We start from the raw sequence: 24,153 nt of genomic DNA on the forward strand, positions 1-24,153 counted from the left end.
ACCACATGCCAGTCAGAGGCCACTTTGGACGCCAGTAACCAGCAAACAACCACGCGCCTCAGCGCCCAAGACCTGTCACTGTCTTACGCCGGGCGCGTGATCAGCCAAAACCTGTCACTACAGGTTCCCGACCAACAGATTTCGGTCATTATCGGGCCAAACGGTTGTGGCAAATCCACGCTCTTGCGCGGGATGTGTAATTTGCTGTCCCCCCAAACCGGCCGTGTTGTTCTGGACGGGGCTGATATTGCACAGCTTTCGGCGCGGGGCCTTGCCCAAAAGGTTGGATTGCTCCCGCAAAGCGCCCAAGCACCTGCGGGTATCCGTGTGGCAGACCTCGTTGCGCGCGGTCGCTATCCTCATCAGGGACCATTCCGCCAAAACAGCCCAGAGGACGAACGCATCGTCGCAACTGCGATGCAAGCCGCTGGTGTTGCCGATCTTGCCGACCAAGAGGTCGACGCCCTGTCCGGGGGGCAACGACAGCGCGTCTGGATCGCACTTGTACTTGCGCAAGAAACACCGATCTTGCTGCTAGATGAGCCGACGACTTTTCTAGATATCGCACATCAGATTGAACTGCTGACACTCTTGCGCAAGCTGAACAATGAAAACGGGCGCACAATCGTCGCCGTATTGCACGACCTCAATCAAGCATGCCGCTATGCCGACAATCTGATTGTCATGAAAGACGGACAGATCGTCGCCGAAGGCGCGCCTGGTACGCTCATGTCGCCCAAGCTACTGCAACAAGTGTTTGGATTGGATGGGATCATCATTGACGATCCCATCAGTCATACGCCGATGATCGTGCCACGCTGATTAACGCGCGACAGACCATTTCTTGATCGCGCCTTGTGCGTCCCACATCCGTGCATAGCGCCCACCAGCGGCCAACAAATCATCATGTTTGCCAGCTTGCTTTAACGCGCCGTCCTCGATCACCAGAATTTGGTCAGCGCCGACAATGGTGGACAACCGATGCGCAATCACAATGACGGTCTTTTGCGATACCAGCGCATCAAGTGCGCGCTGAACAGCAAGCTCGCTCTCGGTATCAAGTGCGGCGGTCGGTTCATCCAGCACGATAATCGGCGCATCCTTAAGCAATGCCCGCGCGATCGAGATACGTTGACGTTCGCCGCCCGATAGGCGGCCACCAATTTCGCCCAGCGGGGTTTGCCACCCCTGCGGCAAACGTTCGATGAAATCCAAACATTGTGCCGCTTTGGCGGCGGCGCGGACTTCTTCGTCAGTTGCCTCTGGGCGGCCCATCCGAATATTGGCTAGCACCGTATCGTTGAACAAATAAACATCTTGGAACACCACAGAAATCAGGCTGTTAATCTGGTCCGCTGGAATTTGGCGCAAATCGACGCCACCGATGGTGACGGCACCCTGCTGCGGATCAAAATGCCTTAGCAGCAACCGAGTGAGCGTCGTCTTGCCACAACCCGACGGCCCGACAAGCGCGGTCAGCGACCGTTCGGGCAGTTCCACGCTAAAGCGACTAATCGCCTGACCATCGCCTTGTGCGTAGGTGAAATCAACATTCTCAAAGGCGATCCCAAATTTGTCGGGCACCTGTGCGGGTTCTGATTGCGCCAGGGGTTTGGTCGCCATCAAGGCACCGATCCGTTCAAGCGCGGCTTCCATCACCTCAAGCATCGCAGTGTACAAAATAAAGGTGGATAGCGGCTCTGACAGGCGGGCAACGATAACAAAAACTGCGCCCAAAGTTGCGGGATGCAAGCTGCCTGCAACGACCAGCCAAATACCAAGCCCCAAGACGACAATCAGCCCAAGCTCAACCACGCTGGCGACGATAATATTGGGTTTCGCCCCTTTGCGATGGCCAAAGGCCTGAATGGATTCAAGTTTGTGAAACGTCTCAGACAGCTTCTCGGCCTTTTCCCCGGCCCGACCTGCGGCACGCAAAATCGCGAGCCCTTGGGTATATTCAAGCACATCTGCGCTGGCCTCTTGGTGGGCTTGCCCCAAGATGCGCTTACCACGCCCTAGCGCTGGCCGCCGCCAACGATACAGCGGGACAATCGCCGGAAAAATCAAAAGCAGCAGCAGCCCGAGCCGCCAGTCGAACATCAAAATACCCAGTGCCGCACAAAGCGGTGTGATAATCGCCGTAAACACCAGATTAAGCACGGTCAGCGCATAAAGCAGGTTCTCATCCACGTTGCCCAGCACCATCGAATTCAACTCTCCGGCACGTTTGTTTTGTAGCTGTTCAAGTGGGATTTCACGTAGTTTCGCACCCAATTGCCCGCGCAAACGCCATGTCGCGCGGACCATGCGACCGTCGAAATCGAACCCCTGCGCAAACCACCGCAAACCCGATGCCGTCCCCATCAGGGCGATCATCACGCCCAACCAGACCAACGCCCGGCTGAGGTCAGGGTCAGTCGCGGCAGCGGTGAACAGCGGCGCAATCGCAGCTAGGCCAAATCCTTGGAATGCAGCGGCTGCGATTAATCCAGCCAATGACCAACGCAGGCCCGGTGCTGCCTCTGGCCCGACGCTATACGCCAATTGGCGAAAGGTGGTTAGGAATGAGCTCGCATTTGTTTTGCGCGGCGCAGCATTTGATGATTTCGACATTATTCTGCCAGCTCCTGCATCTTTGGGGCCATTTTCGTCTGGCGGGCACCGCCCAAAGACCAGTTCTGCGCCTGTTCATAATTGTTCCACAGCCGGGCATAGACCCCGCCCTGTGTGACCAACTCATCGTGTTTGCCGCGCTCTGCGATCTGCCCGCGATCAAAGACCAAAATCTGATCTGCATCGCGGATCGTGGATAGTCTGTGCGCCACCATGATCACAGTCCGCCCGCGCATCAGCTCGGACAGGGCAGCGATCAACTCTGCCTCATTTTCTGGATCGGCAAAGGCGGTCGCCTCGTCCAACACCAAGATCGGGCGGCTTTGCAAAAGTGCGCGCGCAATGGCGATGCGCTGACGTTGCCCGCCGGATAAAAACACGCCCCGTTCACCGACCGGGGTATCGTATCCCTGCGGTAAATCACTGATGAATCCATGCGCTTGGGCGGCAGTCGCGGCAGCGATCACCTCTTGATCGGACGCATCCGGTTTACCAATCCGAATGTTTGCCGCGATAGATTCCGCGAATAGAAAGCTTTCCTGAAACACAAAGGCAACTTGTTCCATCAGCTGATCAGTCGTCATTTGACGGATATCCTGACCATGCAATGAAATTGCGCCCTCTGCCACGTCCCAAAATCGCGGGATCAAGCGTGCAACGGTGGTCTTTCCCGCCCCCGATGGACCAACAAGTGCGGTGACGCTGCCCTCGGCGACATCAAAACTAATGTCGCGCAGCGCGGGGGCTAGATCAGGACCATAGGCAAAGGTCACATTATCAAATTGCAGCGCGGGCGCCGTCGGATCAGGCTGGGTTTCACCCGGCTCGCCCTGCCCTAATTCTGGGGCGTTCATGACTTCTTCGATGCGCGCGACACTAAGCGAGACTTTCTCGATCATATGACGCAGCATCATCATTGGCATCATCGCCTCGGCCATTCCGGTGCAAATCAACAGCACGCCAAGCCACCGCGACGCAGATAAATCACCAGCGGATGTCAACCAAAGCCCGGTGCCCAAAACCAATGTCAGGGTTGGCATAGGGCTAAGCACAAGCCAAGAAAATCGCGCCGGAAAACCAGCCGCGCGATACCAATCCAACATGACCTTAAGATAGCCATCCAACGCATCTTGATAGCGGCCAAAGCTCATCTTGCCGCTGTCGAAATTGCGCACAACTGGCATGGCCTGCACGTATTCCACGACCGCCGCACCAACCTGTTCACGGGCAGCGTTATATTTACGCACCATATCGCGACGGCGTTTTTGCGCGCCGCTCAAGATTCCATAGCCCAGCCCCAAAATGATCAGCGTCACCAACGCCAGTCGCCAATCCAACGCGATTAACAGCCCAAGCGTGACAACAGGCGTCACATAGGCGCGGGCATAAAGCGGGGTGCTATCTGCGACAAAGACATGCAGCGCCTTAACGTCGTCATGAATGACCTTGGCCAGCGCACCTGCACCTTGGGTTTCGACATAGCCTAGCGATACGCGGGCTAGACGCTCTGCCAATCCGATGCGCAGCACCCGTTCAAGCCGAAACGCCGCATAATGCGCCTGATTGAAAGCACCAAGTCGGGCGACATAGGCACCCACAGTGCATATTGCAGCACCCGCAAACCACAGCCACGGCACCGTTGTCGGGTCAACGATCAGCCGCTGCACAACCATCATCAACTGCAACATCACCGCTAAACCAAACAAGGCTGAACTCGCGGAGATCGCCATCGCGAGCCTGATCTGCATTTTGACGGGAGTCAAAATACGCCAAGGCGACAGACGTTTTGGTTTTTTTGCGGGATGATCTGACGCCATGGCCTGCCTCGTTGAAATGACGGACTGTTGGCTAGGCTCTTGCAGCTTGGCTTGTTGCGGCGGACGATAACGACCGACCGGCTGGACTACAACCGCCGGACGACCTTCCGGCGGAACTTATTCTTAATGACAGAGGTGAAATAACTGAAATTAATCAGCCATTTCCATGATCGCATAGGTAATCTGCGCCGTGGTAAAGTCAGACACCGTACTATCGTCATGCGGTGCCAGTTCAACCACATCAAACCCAACCAAACGACGCCCCTTGAGCGCGTGACGCACGAGATTCAGCGCCTGATAGTACCCCAACCCACCCGGCACCGGTGTACCCGTCGCAGGCAAGATCGACGGATCCAAGCCATCGACATCAAAACTAACATAGACGTCTTGGGGGAAATCGTCGGGCAGATCGACTGCACTGATGTTTTCGGTCACCAGTTCTTCGGCATCGCGATAGAAAACGCCGCAGTTTTTGCGACGCTCTGCCTCTTCGGTGCAAAGCGCCCGGACGCCGAACTGAGCGATCCGAATATTATCTTCTTCGGCAAGCAATTGCATAACGGACGCGTGCGAATGGCGCTCATCTTGATAGGCACGACGCAAATCGGCATGCGCATCAATTTGTACAATTCCAACATTTCGGCCTAGACCACGGACCACTCCGCGCACCGCACCATAAGAAAGCCCATGTTCGCCGCCCAATGTAACGGGCACGGCACCGTCTTTGACCGCGGCCTCGGTTCGGACGGCGATGCGCTCCATCACCTCGGGCAAGGGGCCTGCACAGTCAACCCCAGCTTCGGTCGCAATCCCCCTTGCACAGGGTTCGGTGCCACGAAACAGGCGCTCTAGTTCGACACTTGCCTCAAGAATGGCATCAGGCCCGCCTGCGGTGCCTGAACCATAGGACACGGTACGCTCTAGCGGCACGGGGATCACCCGAAATTTGGCCGATTGTGGGTCACGTTCGGTTGGCGACAACTCGCCTTCTAGGAAATAAGTCATGACAAGCGCTCCACAAAATCTTCGTAGGTAAATTCGCGGATCATCCGCAGATCATTCGTGTCAGAGTTCCACAGCGCAATCGCAGGCAAGGGAACCCCGTTAAACGTATTGGTTTTCACCATCGAATAATGGGCCTGATCCAAAAACGCGATGCGGTCGCCCGGTGCCAATTCCTGTGCCGGCGTATAGTCACCGATCACGTCACCCGCCAAACACGATGGCCCGCCCAAACGATAGGTCGTGCCCTTTGCAACCTCGCCCAATAGATCAGGGCGATAAGGCGCCTCGATCACATCGGGCATATGGCATGTCGCCGAGATATCCGTGATGGCCAGCGGCATATCGTTTTCGGCAACATCCAACACTTCGCCGACCAAGATGCCCGCATGCAGCGCGCAGGCCTCGCCGGGTTCGAGGTAAACCTCAACGCCGTAGGTTTCCCGGATGTGCTGGATCAGCGCGATCAGCCCCGCGCGATCATAATCAGCCTTGGTGATGTGATGCCCGCCACCAAGGTTCAGCCACTTCATGTTCTTCAGCCACGGCCCAAGACGGTCTTCGACCGCATCCCAAGTCCGCTTGAGGGGTTCAAAACCCTGTTCGCAGAGCGTGTGCATATGCAGCCCGTCGATGCCAACTAGATCAGCCGCGCTGACCTTTGATATCGGCGTGCCGAGCCGCGAACATTGCGCTGCCGGATCGTATTTTGGATTCCACCCTTCGGAATGTTCCGGGTTGATACGGAGACCAAGGCTAACGGTTTCGCCCGCATCCCGCGCGGTTTGTACCTGGCTGGCGAAACGCTGATGCTGGCTTGGCGTATTAAAGATCAGGTGATCGGATAGATGGATGATTTCATCCAGATCATCCGCCTTGAACCCGGCGCAATAGGTTGTGACCTCACCCGCATATTTTTCGCGGCCTAGCCGGGCCTCATAAAGGCCCGACGCGCAAACACCCGACAGGTATTTGTTGACCAAAGGCGCCGTCGCAAACATCGAAAACGCCTTGAGCGCCAATAGAACATGCGCACCTGATTGCTTGGCCACGTCGGCCAAGATGCTCAGGTTACGTTCGATCGCGACTTCGTCCACGACAAAGCATGGCGAAGGCACTCGGGTAAGGTCAAACCGCGCGAAACTAGCGCGGGAGAGTTCTTCGATATCCATTGTCCGCTTAGAACTCTGGATGCCCGTCAAGCTCGACCACCTGCCAAGGCAGACCATCGGTGTTCAGCATGTCCATGAATGCGTCTGGATCCAGCTGTTCAGTGTTCCAAACACCCGGTTCTAGCCAAATACCTTTCATCATCATCGCCGCACCAATCATCGCAGGGACACCAGTGGTGTATGCAACGGCTTGGCTGCCGACTTCTGCGTAACATTCTTCGTGATCACAGATGTTGTAGATGTAATAGGTCTTTTCGCCGTCGCCCGCAGGACCCGTGATGATGTCACCAATACAGGTCTTGCCTTTGGTCAGCGCACCCAGATCACTTGGGTCTGGCAGCACGGCTTTCAGGAACTGAAGCGGGATAATTTCGTGGCCTTCATAGGTCACTGGTTCAATGCTGGTCATGCCGATGTTTTGCAGAACAGTGACGTGGTTGATGTAGGCATCACCAAAGGTCATCCAGAAACGCGCCCGCTCGATCTCGGGGAAGTGCGTTTTCATGCTTTCCAGTTCTTCGTGGTACATCAGGTACATGTTCTTTTCGCCCACAGCGGGGAAATCGAACGCAACCTTGTGGGACATCGCAGGCGTTTCAACCCAGTCACCGTTTTCCCAGTGACGCGCTGTGGCTGTCACTTCGCGGATGTTGATCTCTGGGTTAAAGTTGGTCGCGAATGGCTTGCCATTATCGCCGCCGTTACAATCCAACACGTCGATCAGGCGAATGCCGTCCAGCTTGTGCTTGCGAATCCAAGTCGCAAAAATAGATGTCACACCCGGATCGAAACCAGAGCCCAGAACAGCCGTCAGCCCCGCCTTTTCAAAGCGTTCCTGATAGGCCCATTGCCAGTGATATTCGAACTTGGCCTCGTCTTCGGGCTCATAGTTGGCGGTATCCAGATAATGCACGCCCGCCTCTAGGCAAGCATCCATCAGTGCCAAATCCTGATACGGCAACGCAAGGTTCACCACCAGTTCAGCGCCCGTTTCTTTGATCAGGGCCACGGTTGCGGCAACGTCCATCGCATCCAGCGCTGCGGTCTTGATGGTGACACCTGTCCGCGCCTTTACGTTGGCAGCGATTTCGTCACATTTCGAAACCGTACGGCTGGCCAATGTGATTTCTTTGAAAATCTCGGGGTGCATCGCCATTTTGACAACGGCAACGGCACCAACGCCGCCAGCCCCTACAACCAGAACTTTTTCCATGTTTTGATCCTTCATGTTCATTCAGCCGTCCGTGCCAAAATAGGTCGAACCTGCAAGACTATCTTTATAAGCCGTCATCATTGTGCGCCGTTCTGCGGCGTTCACCTTGCCCGCTTTCACGGCCTTCTCCACCGTCTTGCGGAAGGTAGCAAGGCAATCTTGCGGGTCATATTCAACATAGGATAGCACCTGCGCAATTGTATCGCCTTCTACTTCGTGTTCGATGTCAAAGCCGCCCTCGCCATCCAGCGAGATTGTTACGACATTCGGGTCACCAAAGAGGTTGTGCAAATCACCCAAAGTTTCCTGATACGCACCCACGAAAAAGACCCCGATATAGTAGTCTTCGCCATCGCGGAGTTCGTGCACAGGCAGCGCATTCGCGACACCATCCGCCAAAACAAACTGGTCGATTTTGCCATCGCTGTCACAGGTCACATCTGTCAAAACAGCGCTGCGCGTTGGCTCCTCGTTGAGACGCTGGAGCGGCATAATCGGATGTAGCTGATCAATCGCCCAGACATCAGGCAACGATTGGAACAGCGAAAAGTTACCGTGATAATAGTCAACGAACCCGGTTAGCTGCTCATCAATTTGGCCAGCGCTGTCCTCGAGTTTTGCGGCTGTTTTGAAACGCGACAACAGATACAAGAAAGCCTGCTCACCACGTGCCAGAAGTTGCAGGTCAATCTGTCCGCGCCGGAACAACGCCCGGATTTCATCGCGGTAATAAATCGCGTCGTTCAACGCCTCTTGCAGACGGGACCCCGCGATATATCCCTCAACCGCGAGCAAATCTGTGAGAAGGTGATGATCGCCCTCATAAACCTCTGGTTTTTCAGAATTATCATAAAGCGTCGCCCCCAAGATATTGAACACGAAAATCGCCGATTGCGCGACGACGAAACGCCCGCTCTCTGTGACGATTGTGGGGTGTTCAATCTTGGCTTCGTCCATCGCATAGCGGACAGTTTCGACCAGATTCACGCAGTATTCATTGACCGTATAGTTGACCGAATTTTCGTCTGGACGGCGTTCACCCGTGTAGTCCACACCCAGACCGCCCCCCAAATCCATATAAGAAAGCGGCGCGCCAAGGCGGCTAAGTTCAACGTAAAAGCGGCAAGCCTCGGTCGCGGCGCGGCGCACATCCATGATGTTTGGCACTTGCGATCCCAGATGGGTGTGCTGCAACACCAGACAATCCATTAAACCGGTTTCTTCCAAACGCGCGGTCAGCTTAACCACGTCCAGCGCACTAAGGCCAAAGACCGAACGATCACCCGAAGATGCCTGCCATTTACCCGTAACGGTTTCGGTCAATTTGATCCGCACGCCCAGCGTCGGGCGCACATTCAGCTCGGTGGAAATCCGATGGACGGTCTCAAATTCTTGCAGGCTTTCCAAGACGATAATCGTGTTGAAACCCAGCTTTTGCGACAAAATCGCGAGGTGGATAAAAGCCGCGTCCTTGGCGCCGTTACAGATCAGCAAAGATTCGGGCGACATCGTTTGAGACAAGGCGATCAGAAGCTCAGGCTTTGACCCAACCTCAAGACCAAAGTGATAGGGCCGGCCGACCTCGGTCAGACGTTCCACAACATCCGACTGTTGGTTCACCTTGATCGGGAAAACGCCCCTGTAGCAACCTTTGTAGTTTGCCTCACGAAAGGCTGATTCAAACGCATCATGCAAACGGGCCAGCGCACGATCCAGATAGGGCTGAACACGCAACAAAATAGGGGCTGAAATGCCCCGCTGGGTCAGCGCGCTCATGACTTCTGGCAACGAAACCGGAAGGCTATCATCATGCGGATTGCGCAGCGCTAGATCACCGCTATCTGCGATATCAACCAACCCATCAGACCAGGTGGAAACACCATAAAGATCTGGAACTTCATGCGTGACGTCTCTCATGACACAACCGTATTTCTAGAGTTAAACGGCGTTAATCTGACGTGCTTTGCGAACAAGGTCATATTGCGGCCTGCTATTGTTGAATAGCTAGGTAGATGATTTTTGATACCATGATCAAGTCATCAACCGGGCGGCTGCGGCAATGAATAATCATCCCCTACACGGGATGCAAGCCCATCTTTAGGTAGAACCGTACCCGGCACATACATGCAAAAATATTAAATACGAATGGCTTAGACCATAGGGTTATGGGCGAACCATTCGACCATTCCGTCAGGTTTTATCTGTCATTCACCACTGCGGTTGATCCTTGCAGCCATTGGATATCGCGCTTGATGGCACGCCAGGTAACCAAACCCGCAGCCGCGCTTGCGACTATGCACAACCCCAAGACCGCCGTTGCTGTCGTCAAATTGCCCCAAGCTGTCGCGCCCACAAGCCCATTGACCGCCAACCCAAAGATCAACCCGACCACTGTCGGAACGATCATTGGCGCCGCCCCTTCACGTATTGAAATTGGCACACATCGGTTCATGTAGCTCCAATAGCGCGGCATGTAGAGAACAGCAAAAACACTGCGCGCAATCACGGCCTGCTCAAACCCATAGGGCAGTGCGCATAGGAAAACCGTGATCCCCAGCACAAACCGCTCAATCGCCATCCGAAGGCGCAAGTCTGTCCGATCAGCGACCATAAACACCCGTGCGCCAACCGATGTCATCATATCGACCAAGAATGCAGGAACAGCTAAACCAAAGACAAAAGCCATATCAGCCCAGCGATCCGACAAAAGCCAAGTAAACACCGGACGGCCATTCATGGCGAGAACCAACATTCCCGGAAACAAAACAACAGCCAACAGTCGCATCGCCGAGACATACGATCTCGCTACATCGGCGCGCCCTTCTCCGTCACGCCATTGCCGCGACATCGACACCATCGCAACCTGAGCAAGCGGGCCTATCACCCCCAGCCGCGGAAAACGCGAAACCCGTTCCACCATCGCCCATAGCGAGACCGCGAAGGTTCCAAAGAGTTGGTTGAAGGCGATCACCGGCGCTTGGGCGTGCAAAACCATCACACCCGAGAAGAGCAAGGTATTCACCCCAAACCTGAGATGCGGCCGAAGCAAGGCGCGACGAAAAACGAACTTTGGGCGAAATGGCGATAGGCTCATCACGCCGATGAACCGAATTGCAACCAACAGCACTTGCTGTGCAATCAACGCCCAATAGCCCGCCCCCAAATAGGCCAGCGCCACAGCAGCCGCCACACTCGTCACACCTGACACGCCAATCACACCAGACATCACATCAAAGCGAAAATCGCGCTCGATCGCCGCCTGATGGACCGACAAAAACGATTGCAACATCGGCATAAGTGAAAGGACGAGTATGACCGCGACCAATCCGGGCTGGTTCATGCTGCTTGCATAGATCGGCGCGATGGCCGCAACGGCCAACCCCAATAGCAGGCCCACCCCACCGAGAAACCAGAACACGGTGCTCCATTCATCGACATCGTACCGCTGCGCCCTAATAAGTGACCGGCCAAACCCCGCATCGCTAAAAGTATTCGCGAAAAGCGGCACAACCATTCCGAGACTCATGATCGCGAAGTCTTCGACGCTCAGAAGTCGCGCCAATATTGGCAGGCTCAAAAACTGCAATAACATCATAAGCGCGCGCGCGCTTATGAGCTGGGAAACGCTGGCGAAAAAACTATCGCTGGTTGATTTCAATCGAACTGCGCGCATGATTAACCTAGGATATAGCGACAATAGGCGCTTATACGCCTATTTGTTGCATTTTGTCGGCAAGAAGCCGCCGAAATGACATAATTGCGCCCTATTGGCGACTGCTCTGGATGCGTACAATTAGAAATGGAAGCCGAAACCACATATTTACATGATAAGAATTTTGATATGCAACTACAGCGCGTCATTCTTATCATTTGCCTTACCATCATCGTCGCCGGTGCCGTGTGTATCAGCGTAGGTGGCACATTGTGGGTTTGGATCTGCGGCGCTTGGCTCATGAGCGGGCCGATCGTGTTGCTAGATGCGTATTTGACCATCCGCCGCGACGCAGCGAATGGCCAGAACTCTGGTTCGAATAAGAGCGATCTAGTAGGCGCCACTCGTATTGAATTTGAGAAACTTGCGCGCCGTCATCATGATGATGACGATATCACGCATTAAGGTTCCGTTGCGCACATAGTCCGCATCAAGCCGAACACGCTCTCCATAGGTACTGTCAGAACGCTGGGCAGCTTGCCAAGGACCAGTCAGCCCCGGACGCACAGACAAATACGCATGACGATAGCGGCCGTAACGATCCAGTTCGTCCTCGACCACAGGGCGCGGGCCAACCACGCTCATGTCACCTAACAAGACATTCAGCACTTGCGGCAACTCATCCAAACTAGATTTGCGTAGCATGTGACCAATGCCCGGAATAATCCGAGGGTCATGGCGTAGCTTACGTGATGCTTCCCATTCTGCGCGCATCTCTGGATCAGTCTTCAGAAGCGCTTCCAAACGTTCATCGGCATTCGTCGCCATTGTTCTGAACTTAAAGCACTGAAACTCGACACCGCCCTTACCGACACGTGTGTGGCCATAAAAAATCGGTCCGCGATCTGAACATTTCAGCATAAGAGCAACCGTCAGCATGACGGGCGTAAATAGCACAAGCATGGCTGCAGCGACGACAATATCGAAAATACGTTTGCCCCGCGAAGACGTGGTCCAAGACCTGCGCATATGTAGAGAATATGAATGATACATATCGATTGAATCCACCTATTTAACAAACAGCGGACCCAAAGGTTGTAATAACAGGGGCGCTCCGCCGTACTTATTTATTTCAATGCTCATATGTTTATCGGAGCGGGAAATGATCGCAAGGTATTTTTAACCATACCTTGCGCAGATGTGATGCTCTGTTGCGCAATTGCCTAATAAACACACCTACATTGGGGCCTTCGCACAGAGCCAAATCGCTATGGAAACGCTATCGCTTAGGTTGCATTTCGCAATATCACTTTGATCAAGCTGCCCCTACGTCGCCTAGCCTATTGAATCCATGCCATAAAAATTCTAGGCGCGTCCAAGGCCAATCCAATGCTAGCCAAGATTCGGCATCGGGCCTTCGCCATAGAGCGTGATGTCAAAATTGAGCAAAACTTTGCACATTCTTTCAACTTGGCGATCAGAAAACTTGCTTCGCCATTTGTTAACCTGCTGCTCCGGGTCCTCAAGAAGGCTTTGGTCCTGCGTCATCCGACTGGCCTTTTGGACCTGTGCGAGCGCGTTTTCTGGCACCGATTCCCGCCAACCTGCGAACAGGCGCTCAATCTCAGCGGCGGGTGAAACGGTCAATGTCTCATAGTACATCCGCGTCACACGTGCGCGGGTTACCTCGTCTTCGAGGGCCGTTTTTTGGGTCCGGCACCACATGCCGACGATCTTTTCCTCAGGCGTTTCCAGACCCCGGATATAGGCGGCGCTTTCCTCTAGGTCCGATGCATATCGACCCCGTGCAAGGTCTTCGGCCATGCCAGCGGTATCAAAATTGCCCATCCTGATCTGCGAGGCCGCAATCGCAAAAGGATGGCGCAAGAAATGGATCGGCCGCTTTTGAAATGCCACGCGGCGCACCATCCACGGCAAGAACCCGTTCGCGCGGCAACATTTTACAATCAGCCGCTCCGCTTTGACGAAATCCGTGACCGGGCTGGCCCAAGTCGTCCATTCATTCACGACACCACCGGCTAGAATTTTCCGCACCAGCGCTTCGGCTTCGGGCCAATGCGCCTCTGGCGGAATATACTGCCGCCAGGCAAAGTCGATATCACGGATCTGAGGCACGTGATCGCGGTGAAATGGCTCCCAAATCACCGCGCTCGGGATTGACGCGCTCAGCACCTCGCTCAGCCACGTCGACCCGCTACGCGGATCACATGAGAGAACGATTGCATTTTCGGGCTTGTGCTGACGCATCTGCAACGACGCGGAAACAATGGCGGATCGAATACGTTGCTTCATAAATAGCCCAATCTCATTACTGTTTCGCACTCAGGTGCGATAAAAAATATTCTTTGCGGCGGATCATACCCATCGTCTTGCGCAGCACCGCCAGAGGAGATGCCACGCGCCGAACCGATGCGCGCGTCATGCTGCCAGAGGCAAAACGATCTAACCGGCCATCCACAGACCCCGTGCCGTGGCGGGCGATCATCGCTTCGTGGGCGGTGGCAGCCATTTTGCGCGCGCCCACTGGGTCAGCGCGTAATTTTTCGATCATCTCGCCAGCCTGCTCAACCGGGCAATAGATCGCCAAATCGCCAAACGTTGGCTTGAGCCGGGGGTCCAACACGCAAGGAACACCCATCAACATGGCTTCGGCAATCGTACGTCCAAAACATTCGGCCCACATCGGATGATAATGATAGGCAAAAATATCCAGCTCATCGACGAACACAGGCACGGGCATGGTATCAAATGGGGTGATCTGCCAGCCAGACATATCGACGCCCATGTCGCGCAGATCCTGCTCTGGCACGCCCATCACCCGAATGCGCGATTGCGGCAGCACAGGCAAACCGGCAGCGACCTTGGCCGCAGTTTCCGGCCACTTTAGCGGATCCGCCCGCCCATGCCGCCCTATCGTCAGTACGTCATCCCCGAATTTCTGCCTCTGCGGTGTCCATTCCGAAATATCAAAGACATTTGGCCAATCTTCTCCAGCGATGCGAATGAATGGCGCGAATGATTGCAACTGCTGGCGACATACCCCGGACACAGGCGCCCAAACAGGCCAAGCCCCTGTCGCGCGATAGCTGCGCCAACTGGTGGCAACCGGGTCATACTGCAACGAACCGTCGCCACGAAATGGCAGGTGGTGCGCGACCAAAAATGCACTTTCCACCTCAAGCCTAATCTTTTGGTCAAGCCCGTAGAAAAACGTCATCGGATGATGCAAGAACGCTGTCTTTGCACGGATCACACCGTCGGTCGCGGCGTTCACAATCCGCAGTCGGGGGTCTTGATGCAGTGCCTCAATCACTTTGCTGCGCGGCGCGCGCATATCGGCCAGATAGGGGCTCGTCACCTCAATCAAACCGACCGACCGACCCGCATCCAAGAACGCAGTCACATCACTGGCAAGCGCGGCGGCGGTCCCGCCCGCAAAGCGCGGGTCGATTGCACAAACCACATCAAACATCACAATCTTCCATCCGATAACTGCGACTGAACGGCCAATGGTGCGGCTTGCATCACTTGATCCAGTTCTTTTCCAAGAAGCGCCGCGCCGACGCTACTCAGGTGATCATCATCATAATAAAGCGCATCTCCGTTCAGATAGGTGCGGCACAGCTTCTCATCGCATAGCTGCTGTTCGGGTCGAATGCGGACCGCCCCGTTCCGTGCTGTAATTTCGTCAAGCCCGGCGATCACACCTTGATTGCGCGCATTATAGGCGCTGCGTGCTAATCCAAAATCACCCACAGATCGCCCCTGAAGCGATAGTTTCGCCAGCGTTTCCGGCACTTTGTGGCCAATTTCGGGTATCGGATAGATCACAGCGACCTGAAGCCCTGCGTCAGTTAAACCCGACACTGTTTCATCCAGTTTCTCCATGAGCGCGCCTAAACGCGCGTCCTCGGGCCAGCGTCCGGTGTCGAGGTCCTCGAATATTGTGGGACCAAAATCTCGTTCAGCCAATCCATAGTCGGTCAAATACCCGTCGGCCGCCATTGCATAGCGCGCAACGACGATCACTGTCGTCAAAGAAGGCGTCTGCAATAGATAGTCCATCGCCCCATTGCCGTACTCTGCGCAGCGCCCAGTGCGCCCATCCAGCCGGTCAACATTGCGCACCGGCAGGCAACCGGATCGCGACAGATAGGCCACGCGTAAATTGGCGCGGTGCGCGGCTGCTTCGACCTCTGGCAGCATCGCGGCGGCATGGCTATCGCCCCAAATTGCAACGGTCGGCGGCCCGTCACCCGGTCCAAAAATGCAAGGATCACTTGGCGAACGCCAGCCATCATAGCGAGCCGTACAGTTGCGCAATTGCGGATGCCGATCATCGGTAAACGCGGCCAACCGCGCAGCCTCTGGCGATAGCCGCCAAGACCACCCCTGCCCGACCACCACCGCACCTGCGGCCATGATAACCACTGCCATCCCGGCCAATGACATCCCGAATATTGTACGCTGCGCAAACCCCCTGCCCGCAGCCGCCAAATGCCCAGAGGCAGGTGCCTTACGAAATGGGGCCTCGATGTAGCGCCAGCTTAACCAAGCAAGGCCAATCGAAAGTCCAACAACGATCACGCAGCCCCAGAAATCTGGCCGATCAAAGGTAAGCTGCTGATAGAACACGATCACGGGCCAGTGCCACAAATAGAGCGAGTAAGAAATCAAGCCGATCCAAACAACGGGACGCAGCGACAATAGCCGCGCGGCCAGCGTATCGCCTTGGGCACCACAGATCAGCAAAGCACCCGCACCAACGACCGGCAATAGTGCAGCATATCCCGGAAAAACGGTTGCCTCGTCAAACCCCAGCACCGCGACAGCAATCGCAATAAGACCCGCGATGCTCAGCACTTCACGAATGGGTCGCGACAGGCGGATGTCACTGATCCAAAGCGCGATCAACGCGCCTAGGCCCAACTCCCATGCGCGCCACGGCAACAGATAGTACGCCATCTCTGGGCGCATCGCAGTCGTCACCGCGCTGAGCAAAAAGGAAATGACCGTCAGCACAACAATGACGCGCCGGGCACGCCAGCCAACCCAAGCCAGCAACATCATGAGCGGCGGAAAAAAGATGTAGAACTGCTCTTCGATCGCCAACGACCAAGTGTGCAACAACGGCTGACTATAGATGCCCGGGCTAAAGTAACCTGTCTCGGACCAGAACAGGAAATTCGACACAAATAGCACTGTGGCAATCGCCGATTTGGCCGCTTCAACAAACTCTGTCGGCATAAAGAACACATAGCTCGCAATCAGTGTGGCAGCGATAACGGCAAACAACGCAGGCAAAATACGACGCGCACGGCGTTCGTAAAATCGCAAGATCGAAAATTCGCCCGCCGCAATCTCTCGCGCGATGATTGAGGTAATCAGAAAACCCGAGATGACGAAAAAGATATCGACCCCGACATATCCCCCCGACATCCCCCCAACATGCGCATGAAATAAAACGACGGGCAAAACCGCCACGGCACGCAGCCCATCAATGTCGCGTCTATAATTGGTCACGACCAGCATCCTTTGTACCCGAATCATCAGAGGGCGAAAGGATCAGGCAGCATTGGCCCGGATCACCGCATATAGAGACTTCGCAGACTAAGGTTGCATTATCGGGCGATATATCGCCGAGATCATCAATTATGGTAAGAGTTTCATCGCTGTAACGGGATGCATCCCGCCCAGATGGCGCAAAACGAAATTTGGCAAAAGGCGACAATAAACTGGCTCCTAGAACGCTGCAAACGCAGAAAAATAATAAAATAAGTATCTATCTGAGAGAAATTTTACCGCATTTTGAGCGTTGATCAAATAACATTCCTAAACTTGCATCAAAGCCAAGCTCACCGTACCATTGGACTCGCAGTATTTTTAGTTTGCGCCATTTTTTATTGATTTAGTGCCGGTTTGCTTATGTCTGGTTTCAGCAATTTGTATCAACATCGTACTACCTACATTGCAGTTGCAGCATTGATGACCTGTGTCATGATCGGCGTCGCGTGGTTTTTGGCCCTCGCGCCGGGCACGAATGGTATTGATGATGCCGCGATCACCCGGTCTTATTCTCAGAATATCGCGAACGGACATGGGTTTGTTTACAATATCGGTGGCGAACGGGTCGAAGGTGCGACCTCGATGCTTTGGACGCTGATCCTTGTTCTGCCCTACTTGTTCAACGACAATCCGGAAATCACAATACTGACCATTACCGCGATTTTCACGACGGTCGCCGTCTATTTCGGGTTTCAAATCGCTTCACGTGCCACGGCCAATGCGCAGCCTCGTCTGACGCTGGGGTTGATGGCGCTTGCCTTGGCGGGAATGCCTGCATTTTTCCTATGGTCCACATGGTCCATGATGGAGGTCGCCATCTGGTCAGCCTCTTGCATGATTTTGCTCGACCGGCTGTCGTATCTAACAGACGAAGCCACAGAGCCACCGCGCGTGGACATCGGGTTCTGGGTCGTGGCGCTCGCATTACCAGCCATCCGCCCCGAAGGCATCGCTGTCACCTTTGGTCTCGTCGCTCTTGCTGTTATCTTACGGCCCGCGATTTGGCGCGTTGCAGGCATTGGAATGATCACTGCGCTGATCTCTTTCGGGGCCGTGATTGCCGGGCGGATTGCCTATTTCGGTTACCCGTTCCCAAATACTTACTACGCCAAAGTGTCCGCCGACCGCCTACAAAATATCATCGACGGGGCAAAATACCTGATCAGCTTTGTAAGCGGGCAGCCGTTCGCGGAACTCATCATTGTTGCATGGGTGGTGCTGGGCGGAACCAGCCTTTTCGCGTTGTTCACGCGCCCTGCCGCCGGGCATCGGACTCAAATCCTCGCCACAGCGACGGTGTTGGGTATGCTCAGCGTCTACGTCATGTTGGGTGGTGATCACTTTGTGCAATGGCGCTTCTACCAGCCGATCATGCCGATCTTTGCGCTTCCCGTTGTGATATGCGCGGTCTGGCTACGCGATCTGGCGCTTGCCCCGCGATTTGATCGTAATTTTGCGGTGATCCTCGTCCTTGCCGGGTCGGCTTGGATCGTCATCAACGCCTTTTCCTACTACCAATCCCGCGTTCGGATCGGGTGGGAATTTGAGCTCTCGCACCGTGGCGAGGTCTTTGGCGACTATATGAACCAATTCGATCCGCAGCCCACGATGGGTGTCACCGCTGCCGGTGGCATTGCCCTGACCTATGACGGGGAACTGCGCGATTTAATGGGATTGAATTGGGTTGAAATGGCCCACGCAAACCCAATCAAAGAAGGTTTCCGCAATCACGCCAGCTTTGACGTGGATACATTCTGGAAACACCAACCCGAACTTGTTGCACAATTTCACAGACCCAATTGCCAGCGCCAAAATTGGACCGAGGCCGCCAGCCAACATGACACAGGTGTGAAACAGCTGTTCTTTCAACCTCAGTTTCAGGAACAATACACCCCGATCATTTTGGACATGGCTGACGGCACATGCACCAATGCATTCGCTGCGAACACGTGGCTCGATCAGATTGAGAGCGATCTGATTACCCCGGTGCCCTGGCAAGACATATCGCTGATTTCAAACGCGGCGCACTAGCCATGAACGTTCGTATCGATGAATGGACAAGCCAATGCCGATAATCGACCTCCAAACTGCCGCACAAAGGGACTATGACGCCTGTGTCGTCGGGTCTGGCCCCGCTGGCATCGCCGTCGCCCTGACCATGTCTGAAAACGGGCGGTCCGTCTTGCTCATCGACGCGGGTGGCGAGCAACCAACAGCAGGCCCCAGCGCCGAACGGTCAGTCCCTTCCGCCCATTCGCCTTTGAACGAAACCAATTGCCGCGCGTTTGGCGGGACATCATGGCTCTGGGGTGGGCGTATACTGCCGTTTTCCAAGCCCGAGTTTGAGCGCGACGCGTGGCCGATATCTTATGATGAACTCGCCGCACATCATGACGCGGCCGCAATTTTTCTAGGTGGATCGGCATTTGACACGTCGGTCGCAGATGAAAATGACTCCTCATCGTTCGATTTGAACGCGATAGAAACGCTTGGCACCGACGGGCCTGTATCGCGCCGCCACGCTGGCAGACTACAGGCGCTCACCGGTCCGGATATTTTGCTTTCGACCGTGGTGGTTGGGCTTCTTATGCAGACACAAGAGGGGTCAGATCCAAATTGCATCGGTGTGCGCGCCTGCCCCACGCAACAAACACACGCGCCAATCGCCTTGCATGCGCGGGTCACCATCATCGCAAGCGGCGGGGTCGAAACCGCCCGGCTCTTGCTTGCAGATCAGGCCCGAAATCCCAACATATTTGGACACCTGACAGAGCTGGGGCGGGGTTATTCGGGCCATCTGACAGGCAGCATCGCGCATATCACCTTTCCCAAGAATACTGATAGCCGCGTCTTTGGATGGCGTACCGCACCCGACGGCGGGTTTCGCAGGCGCGTCTTTCGAACATCGAAACGCGGTGTGATGGACGGCATGAACATGTTTTTCTGGGCTAAAAACCACCCAGAAGAAGATGCCCGGCACGGTTCGGGCATCTTGTCAGCCAAATACCTCAAATCGCGGCTGCTCGGGCGTAAAACGTTGGTCAGTGCCGCTGGCTTGGGCGCCCCAGAAAAGCCCACGCCCACAAGCATCATGTCGCACCTGAGCAACCTTTTGGGTGATCTGCCAACCACGTTGCGGGCCTTGCCCGACCTGCTGCGTGGTCGTCGGCATCCAGACAGACGCCAACTTGATCATCTGATCCCAAACCGCGCAAATTGGTTCAAACTCTGCTATCACGCAGACCAAACACGTAACCTAAGCAACCGTATTACCCTGTCCGGAAATGTCGACGACGACAGCCTGCCAGAGATCAAAATAGCGTATGATTTTTCAGATATTGACATTCAAAATGTAATAAATGGTCATAAAAATCTAGAAACGGTGCTCGACCAATCTGGGGTGGCGAAACTGACCTTCGACTTTGCCCCGGAACAGCTACATAACGCCGTCAGAGGCAAAGCACGCGACGGTTATCATCAGCTTGGCACGGCACGCATGGGTCGCGACGCGACCGAGAGCGTGGTCGACGGGAACTGCAAAATGCACGGTATCGCTGGGCTTTATATAGCGGGATCGAGCGTGTTTCGCAGCGCGGGTTCGGCCCCGCCAACCCACACAATCGTTGCTTTAGCAATGCGTCTGGCACATCATATTTGTGGCCAAGATGCGCCACGCCAACAAAGATTGCATTAGCATGGTAATGACCGGCACATATCCAACCGCCCCAGCGGTACGGCTACCCGCCCGGCCCGTTGAAAAGCTGCTGACGGTGATGTGGTTCGTTGTCACCTTTACGGTTTTTCCCCGCGATGAGCTCATCCTCTATCCGCTCGCGCTCTATTTCTTTTATGCATTTTTTCGACAAGCCCACACCACCCTGCCTATCCTCTTGCGATGTTGGCCGCTGATGCTTTTGCCTGTTTGGGCGATGGTCACATCGGCCACGGCAGTCTTGCCATCCGTGGCCTTTCGAACCGCGATCCAGATGATCCTCACGATGCAAGTATGCATTCTATTGGTCGTCTGGATGCGCCCACGAGAAATCCTGCTCACTGTGCTGGCCGCAACTGGCATTTGCGGGATCCTTAGTGTGTTTTTCACCTCGTATCACGACGGTGCAATGACTGGGATCTTTGCGCATAAGAACATGCTCGGCGCCAAGATGCTGCTACTGTGGCTATCGTCACTCTGCGTCGCGCTTGACCCTTGGATGCGACTTTGGGTGCGCTCAATCGCTCTTGGTCTTGCCGCACTAGCGCTGATGCTCATCGTCGCGAGCCACTCTGCGACCGCACTTGTTTTGGCGGTCCTAATTGCAGTTATGATCGTCATCTTTAGCTTCTTTGCGGGACGCGGATCGCGGACACCGATGGACAGGTTTGCTCTTGGGCTGATCCTATGTGGCATCCTGGGTGTGGCGATCCCCTTTGCCATCTCAGCTAGCTCAGAAACACCGCTGGCACTCCTTCTTCAACGGCTTGGCAAAAGCAGTACATTAACCGGCCGAACAGAGCTATGGGGCTACGCAGAAGACGTCATCCGCCAACGTCCTTGGACCGGCCATGGCTCTGGCGGCTTCTGGCGCTACGAAGAAAACGATCTCGTCCGCCAGATCTTTGCGGAATTTCACAAAAGCCCCAATCAGGTCTTTTCGTTTCACAATTCATATTTCGAAATCACCGTCCATTTCGGTTTAGTCGGACTGGCCTTGGCGATATTTGTGCTGTGCTGGGCCTTTGTCCGGCTCATTGCGCAGCTATTGCGGCGCGGCGGTATGCCGTTCGTCTTTTTTACCTGCGTCGCTGTCGTCGAACTCGCCCGGAGCATGGTCGAAAGCGAGTTGATGCGCCCGTTTATCTTGGGACAGATGCTGATTTGGATCGGCACAATTTACGTATCACGCTACCCACTCCGCCAAAAACGTATTCACGCATCTTGAGGCTTTCCTTAGTCACTCCACCCTTGATGATTGCACCTTAGGTGAAATGACTGAGAGATTTCCTCGAAACCGCAGTTTAGTCAGTTTCCTGCCCTGCCAACCATTCTAGGATGGTACGGGTCGTTTCCTCTGGCATTTCTTGCTGAATCCAATGACCACAATTCAGACTTGTCACGTCAACCAAAGGCACGAAATCGCTGAGGTTTTCAAACTGCGGGATCATGTCTAGCTCTCCATAAATCATGAGCGCAGGCTTTCGAATAATCGGATCGACATCCGCCAAAATCTGCCAGTTCCTATCAAGATTTCGGTACCAATTGATGCTGCCTGTAAACCCGCTTGATTTGAACGAAGTGGCAAACACCGCGAGTTCCTCGTTGCTCATCACTGGATCGCCAAGAGGTTCCTCTGTTTTGGCAAGATTGATCATCATCATACCCGGCTGAGGCGGCAGCTGGGGAAGGTTCTTACGGTACAGGTTGCACAAAAATTGAGAGGCATTTTCGTCCAACACAGCGTCCGCTACGCCCGGCTGTCGATTAAAATGCACAAAGTAGTTATCGGCACCAAACACTTCTTCCATGAATGCAATCCAGGGTTTGTCAGTGCGCACCTGATATGGAAGCGCAAGATTGATCAGCTTCTTTACACGATCCGGATGAAGGAGCGCCAAGCCCCAAACAACGTTAGCCCCCCAATCGTGGCCGACAAAAGTGGCATCAGCATAGCCAAAATGGTCCAGCAGACCGACCAGATCGCCCGTCAAATTTGCAATGTCATATGCTGTGACCTCGCCGGGACGCGACGAGTTACCATACCCTCGCTGGTTTGGAGCAATGACATGATAACCCGCTGCGACAAGCGCAGGTATCTGATAACGCCACGAATAGGCATGCTCTGGCCACCCATGGCAGAGTATAATCGGATTCCCTGCATTATGCTGTCCAGCTTCAAAAACTTCGAGGACAACACCATTGGTGTGAACGTATGTTGGTTTCGGGAAATCGGAAATCGCAGACATGGGTGATCCTATCTTTTTCATGTGGAATGCTTGACGAAAACTGGAACCGGCATTGCCGATGCCTTGATCAAATGTCTAAGATCCAATGGTGCCAAATATTGTCACCAATAACTGCTAGCTTGTGAAAATGAACCCACGTAGACGACAAGACGCCATCGTGCGTAGCCTTCGCCGCAACCAAAGCATGACTGTCGCAGAACTCGCACGCGACGTCGGCGCCTCGCGGCGAACCGTGTTGCGCGATATTCGTGCACTGCGCGACGAAGGGTATGTCATTCATTCTGACCCAGGACCCGGCGGAGGGTTGCAGTTGGACCCGCAATCGGTTCAGGCCACCCCCCGGCTGTCTGTCCCCGAGATTTTTGCGCTCTTGATTAGCGTGGCGTCCATGCGCGCGGCTGGAAATCTCCCCTTTTCAGAGCTCGCCGACGCCGGACTAGCAAAAATAGAAAAATCATTACCTTCTGATAAGGTGCGTGACCTGCGCGGCTTCCTCGATTGTCTCTATATCGGGCCGCTCGCACCGCAGGTCGATATATCCGATATGGGCGCCATGGACCCCGCGCTACTATCGGCGTTTGAACCTGCGTTTCTGGGGCGCTTCCATCTACGTTTCCAATACCGTGACGCAAAAGGCAGCATCACGCGCCGGACCGTAGAGCCGCAGGCCATGCTAATCCTACCACCACTTTGGTACTTGGTCGCATGGGACCCTTCTCGCGATGATTTTCGGTACTTTAGAATGGACCGGATCACCGAACCCCAATGCCTGCAAGATGCAACATTTCGACAACGATACGTGCCATTTGAGAAACACATACGCCCAATTCGAAAGGCTACTCCGGCAGCCCAATGATCGAAAAACAGTCCGATAAACCCGCTACAAGGCCCCCAAGACTAATCACCACAGTACCAGCAACAACACTCCTATACTGCGGATTTGAAAATACGCCTTGTTAGTAATTACGCTCAACATTCATCCTTTGATGAAGAATTCAAACAACCGCATTCCCTGTACCGGCTTGTTTGAAAGAACACTAAGGGCTGGGCGTTGGGCGGCCCTTGGCGATAAATGGCGTAGCGAAGAGCCGCCACATTTGCCATGGTACCGCAATCGAATAAAGCAGCTCCCGT

Annotated in this window: 17 protein-coding genes; 5 read left to right on the top strand and 12 right to left on the bottom strand. The window is 54.7% G+C overall.

Annotated features, from left to right (window positions below; translation table 11 throughout):
• The first annotated feature begins 24 nt into the window (after nt 1-24).
• A complete protein-coding gene (locus TW80_RS14555; protein ID WP_239450560.1) occupies nt 25-822 on the top strand; it encodes an ABC transporter ATP-binding protein in 798 nt (265 codons plus the stop codon).
• Here the strand turns inward: TW80_RS14555 and TW80_RS14560 are convergent, their stop codons facing one another.
• From TW80_RS14560 to TW80_RS14610, 11 genes are all read right to left on the bottom strand, one after another.
• Nucleotides 823-2,616: an ABC transporter ATP-binding protein gene (locus TW80_RS14560; RefSeq protein WP_045998137.1), complete on the bottom strand. Its 1,794-nt coding sequence runs from the start codon at nt 2,614-2,616 to the stop codon at nt 823-825.
• Nucleotides 2,616-4,433, bottom strand: a complete 1,818-nt coding sequence (locus tag TW80_RS14565) for an ABC transporter ATP-binding protein (protein ID WP_045998138.1) — start codon at nt 4,431-4,433, stop codon at nt 2,616-2,618. The genes TW80_RS14560 and TW80_RS14565 overlap by 1 nt, the downstream gene beginning before the upstream one ends.
• 150 nt (nt 4,434-4,583) lie before the next feature.
• Nucleotides 4,584-5,438, bottom strand: coding sequence for an agmatinase (speB, locus tag TW80_RS14570; RefSeq protein WP_045998139.1), 855 nt, complete (start codon nt 5,436-5,438; stop codon nt 4,584-4,586).
• Nucleotides 5,435-6,607 carry a carboxynorspermidine decarboxylase gene (gene nspC, locus TW80_RS14575; protein WP_045998140.1) on the bottom strand — a complete coding sequence of 391 codons (1,173 nt, stop codon included), beginning with the start codon at nt 6,605-6,607 and terminating at the stop codon, nt 5,435-5,437. Before nspC ends, speB begins: the two co-directional genes overlap by 4 nt.
• Before the next feature lie 7 nt (nt 6,608-6,614).
• Entirely contained in the window at nt 6,615-7,841 is a 1,227-nt protein-coding gene (locus TW80_RS14580; protein WP_239450561.1) for a saccharopine dehydrogenase family protein, read from the bottom strand.
• Nucleotides 7,842-9,737 carry a biosynthetic arginine decarboxylase gene (gene speA, locus TW80_RS14585; protein ID WP_045998142.1) on the bottom strand — a complete coding sequence of 632 codons (1,896 nt, stop codon included), beginning with the start codon at nt 9,735-9,737 and terminating at the stop codon, nt 7,842-7,844.
• A 280-nt stretch (nt 9,738-10,017) separates the two neighbouring features.
• The gene (locus tag TW80_RS14590; RefSeq protein ID WP_045998143.1) at nt 10,018-11,493 is read right to left on the bottom strand and encodes an oligosaccharide flippase family protein; all 1,476 of its coding nucleotides are present in this window, start codon (nt 11,491-11,493) and stop codon (nt 10,018-10,020) included.
• 369 nt (nt 11,494-11,862) lie between these two features.
• Nucleotides 11,863-12,525, bottom strand: coding sequence for a sugar transferase (locus tag TW80_RS14595; protein ID WP_045998144.1), 663 nt, complete (start codon nt 12,523-12,525; stop codon nt 11,863-11,865).
• Nucleotides 12,526-12,864: 339 nt separating this feature from the next.
• Nucleotides 12,865-13,785 carry a sulfotransferase family protein gene (locus tag TW80_RS14600; protein WP_045998145.1) on the bottom strand — a complete coding sequence of 307 codons (921 nt, stop codon included), beginning with the start codon at nt 13,783-13,785 and terminating at the stop codon, nt 12,865-12,867.
• Nucleotides 13,786-13,801: 16 nt separating this feature from the next.
• Complete coding sequence (locus tag TW80_RS14605) at nt 13,802-14,965, bottom strand: glycosyltransferase family 1 protein (protein WP_045998146.1); 1,164 nt, start codon at nt 14,963-14,965, stop codon at nt 13,802-13,804.
• A complete protein-coding gene (locus TW80_RS14610; RefSeq protein ID WP_162197185.1) occupies nt 14,965-17,016 on the bottom strand; it encodes an acyltransferase family protein in 2,052 nt (683 codons plus the stop codon). The genes TW80_RS14605 and TW80_RS14610 overlap by 1 nt, the downstream gene beginning before the upstream one ends.
• A gap of 462 nt (nt 17,017-17,478) precedes the next feature.
• Between TW80_RS14610 and TW80_RS14615 the strand changes: the two genes are divergently transcribed.
• From TW80_RS14615 to TW80_RS14625, 3 genes are read left to right on the top strand one after another with little or no spacing between them, the layout of a single operon-like run.
• Nucleotides 17,479-19,089, top strand: coding sequence for a hypothetical protein (locus TW80_RS14615; protein WP_157033291.1), 1,611 nt, complete (start codon nt 17,479-17,481; stop codon nt 19,087-19,089).
• A gap of 34 nt (nt 19,090-19,123) precedes the next feature.
• Nucleotides 19,124-20,752 (top strand): GMC oxidoreductase, encoded by a 1,629-nt coding sequence (locus TW80_RS14620; RefSeq protein ID WP_162197186.1) that lies wholly within the window; start codon nt 19,124-19,126, stop codon nt 20,750-20,752.
• A 7-nt stretch (nt 20,753-20,759) separates the two neighbouring features.
• The gene (locus TW80_RS14625) at nt 20,760-21,998 is read left to right on the top strand and encodes an O-antigen ligase family protein (protein ID WP_162197187.1); all 1,239 of its coding nucleotides are present in this window, start codon (nt 20,760-20,762) and stop codon (nt 21,996-21,998) included.
• 76 nt (nt 21,999-22,074) lie between these two features.
• On the opposite strand, the gene TW80_RS14630 is transcribed toward TW80_RS14625, so the two are convergent.
• A complete protein-coding gene (locus TW80_RS14630) occupies nt 22,075-23,019 on the bottom strand; it encodes an alpha/beta fold hydrolase (RefSeq protein WP_045998149.1) in 945 nt (314 codons plus the stop codon).
• 127 nt (nt 23,020-23,146) lie between these two features.
• Between TW80_RS14630 and TW80_RS14635 the strand changes: the two genes are divergently transcribed.
• Nucleotides 23,147-23,875, top strand: coding sequence for a helix-turn-helix transcriptional regulator (locus tag TW80_RS14635; RefSeq protein ID WP_045998150.1), 729 nt, complete (start codon nt 23,147-23,149; stop codon nt 23,873-23,875).
• Nucleotides 23,876-24,153: the final 278 nt, after the last annotated feature.

The sequence above is a fragment of the Loktanella sp. S4079 genome, assembly GCF_000967725.1.
Lineage (GTDB): Bacteria > Pseudomonadota > Alphaproteobacteria > Rhodobacterales > Rhodobacteraceae > Yoonia.